Consider the following 2871-nt stretch of genomic DNA (forward strand, 5'->3'; position numbering starts at 1 on the left):
AACTCTGATCGCGCCTATCGCGATGGACGAAGGTCTGCGTTTCGCTATCCGTGAAGGTGGCCGTACCGTTGGTGCTGGTGTTGTAGCAAAAATTATCGAATAATTCGCCGGGAGCGAATTATGACAGCCGGAGGCTGGCCCGTAAGGGCGAGGGCAGGATGCCCGAAGCAGTGATAATTTTGCGCTAGACGCTAAAAACCCTGCCAGTAATGGTGGGGTTTTTTTTATGTCTGTAAGACGCCAGACGCCAGACGCCAGACGCCAGACGCCAGACGTCCGACGTGCAAGCTGCAGGCAATAAAAAACCCCGCAGGCTTGCGCCGGCGGGGTTTTCTGCTGAGCGGTAAGTCAGATTATTTCTCTGCCTTACGCTCTTTTGCCTCAGCAATTACTTTTTCAGCAATCTGCTGTGGGCAAGGCATGTAGTGGCTGAACTCCATAGAGAACTGACCACGGCCAGAAGTGATGGTACGCAGGTGGCCGATGTAACCGAACATTTCAGACAGTGGAACGTCTGCTTTAATACGGATACCGGTTGCGCCTGGCTCCTGGTCTTTGATCATGCCGCGACGACGGTTCAGGTCGCCGATAACGTCACCCACGTTGTCTTCTGGAGTGAATACGTCAACCTTCATGATAGGCTCCAGCAGCTGAGCGCCGGCCTTTGGCATGGTCTGACGGAATGCACCTTTCGCTGCGATTTCGAATGCAATCGCAGAGGAGTCAACCGCGTGGTAGCCACCGTCGAATACGTCGATTTCAACGTCCAGTACCGGGAAGCCAGCCAGAGGACCTTCGTCCATCATAGACTTGAAGCCTTTCTCGATCGCCGGGAAGAATTCTTTAGGAACGTTACCGCCCACAACAGAAGTCTTGAAGATGAAACCGGAACCTGGCTCAGCAGGCTTCATGCGGTAATCGATCTTACCGTACTGACCGGAACCACCAGACTGCTTCTTGTGGGTGTAGCTGTCTTCAACGGCCTGGGTGATGGATTCGCGGTAAGACACCTGAGGTGCGCCCACTTCCAGTTCAACGCCGTAAGTACGCTTCAGGATGTCGACTTTAATATCCAGGTGCAGTTCGCCCATGCCTTTCAGGATGGTTTCACCAGAATCTTCGTCAGTTTCAACCTGGAAGGTTGGATCTTCAGCAACCAGTTTGCCGATGGCGATACCCATCTTATCAACAGCGCCTTTGTCTTTTGGCTTAACTGCGATAGAGATTACTGGCTCAGGGAATACCATGGCCTCCAGAGTACATTCGTGCTTAGGATCGCACAGAGTGTGACCAGTCTGAACGTTCTTCATACCCACGATGGCGATGATGTCGCCGGCCTGAGCAGAGGTCAGTTCAGTCTTATCATCCGCCTGCATCTCAACCATACGGCCAACGCGCTCGGTCTTACCGGTGAAGCTGTTGAGGATGGTGTCACCCTTGTTGATCTTACCGGAGTAGATACGTACGAAGGTCAGGGCGCCGAAACGGTCGTCCATGATTTTGAACGCCAGTGCACGGAAAGGCTCGTCAGCAGATACGATAGCTTTTTCGCCAGTCGGGTTACCTTCTTCGTCGGTCAGATCCTGTGGATCAACTTCAGTTGGGTTTGGCAGGTAGTCAACAACAGCGTCCAGAACCAGCTGAACACCTTTGTTCTTAAATGCAGAACCACAGTAAGTAGGGAAGAACGCCAGAGTGCGGGTACCTTCGCGAACGCAACGCTTGATGTCTTCGATAGATGGCTCAGTGCCTTCTTCGAGGTATTCCATCAGCAGATCTTCGTCCATTTCCAGAGCGGTTTCGATCAGCTCCTGACGGTACATCTCAACGTCGTCAGCCATGTCAGCTGGTACGTCCTGGATTTCGTAGTTTTCTGGCAGGCCAGAATCGTCCCATACGAATGCTTTACGGGACAGCAGGTCAACAACACCTACAAACTGGTCTTCGGTACCGATAGGCAGAACCATAACCAGAGGACGTGCGCCCAGAACTTTCTTAACCTGTTCAACAACGCGGTAGAAGTCTGCACCCAGACGGTCCAGCTTGTTTACGAAGATGATACGGGAAACTTCTGAGTCGTTAGCGTAACGCCAGTTGGTTTCAGACTGTGGCTCAACGCCGCCTGAACCACAGAATACGCCGATACCGCCGTCCAGTACTTTCAGGGAACGGTAAACTTCAACGGTGAAGTCAACGTGTCCAGGGGTGTCAATAACGTTCAGGCGGTGGCCTGCCCATTCACAGGTAACAGCAGCAGACTGAATGGTAATACCACGCTCAGCTTCCTGTTCCATGAAGTCGGTAGTGGATTCGCCATCGTGTACTTCACCGGTTTTATGGATTTTACCGGTCAGCTTCAGGATACGTTCGGTGGTGGTAGTCTTACCCGCGTCAACGTGGGCAAAAATACCGATATTTCTGTATTTGGAAAGGTCTGTCATAGCATCACTCAAATTGGCAGAGACAAAATTCGCGCGCTACTTTACCTGTTTTCTTCATCTATTTCTCGCGATTTTTGCATTTCTGGCGTTATAAAGCCGTGAATCAGCAGTAAATGACTCCTCTGGTATGTCTTACGGGTATATTCGGGCCATTTTGAATGGATTTTTGCGCTGGTTCGGGTTCTGAATAGGGGGTTAAAACCCGCTGCAGGGCACGCTATCAGTGGTTTGGTGCTCATTCGGTGTTGACAGTGTCTGGCGCCGGGTTATCATTGCGGCCCTTATGGGCGTGTCGGGAATAATCCTGCCGCTGATTTTTCCAGCTTTCAATTTGAGGATACGGCTGTGGCAAAGGAAACGTTTGAACGTTCCAAACCCCACGTAAACGTGGGTACTATCGGTCACGTTGACCACGGTAAAACTACTCTGA

Annotated in this window: 3 protein-coding genes; 2 read left to right on the forward strand and 1 reads right to left on the reverse strand. The window is 51.5% G+C overall.

The annotated features are described in order from the left end of the window. The coding region (locus tag I9W95_RS12105; protein WP_451923596.1) for an EF-Tu C-terminal domain-related protein at positions 1–103 on the forward strand (103 nt) is incomplete at its 5' end. Positions 104–353: 250 nt separating this feature from the next. On the opposite strand, the gene fusA is transcribed toward I9W95_RS12105, so the two are convergent. Continuing rightward, positions 354–2441: an elongation factor G gene (gene fusA, locus I9W95_RS12110; protein WP_225675242.1), complete on the reverse strand. Its 2088-nt coding sequence runs from the start codon at positions 2439–2441 to the stop codon at positions 354–356. Positions 2442–2786: 345 nt separating this feature from the next. Here fusA and I9W95_RS12115 point away from each other — a divergent pair. Further along, on the forward strand, positions 2787–2871 hold an 85-nt coding region (locus tag I9W95_RS12115), incomplete at its 3' end, for a GTP-binding protein (RefSeq protein WP_263866041.1).

This window comes from Thalassolituus marinus (genome assembly GCF_020320395.1).
Classification (GTDB): Bacteria; Pseudomonadota; Gammaproteobacteria; order Pseudomonadales; family Oceanobacteraceae; genus Venatoribacter; species Venatoribacter marinus.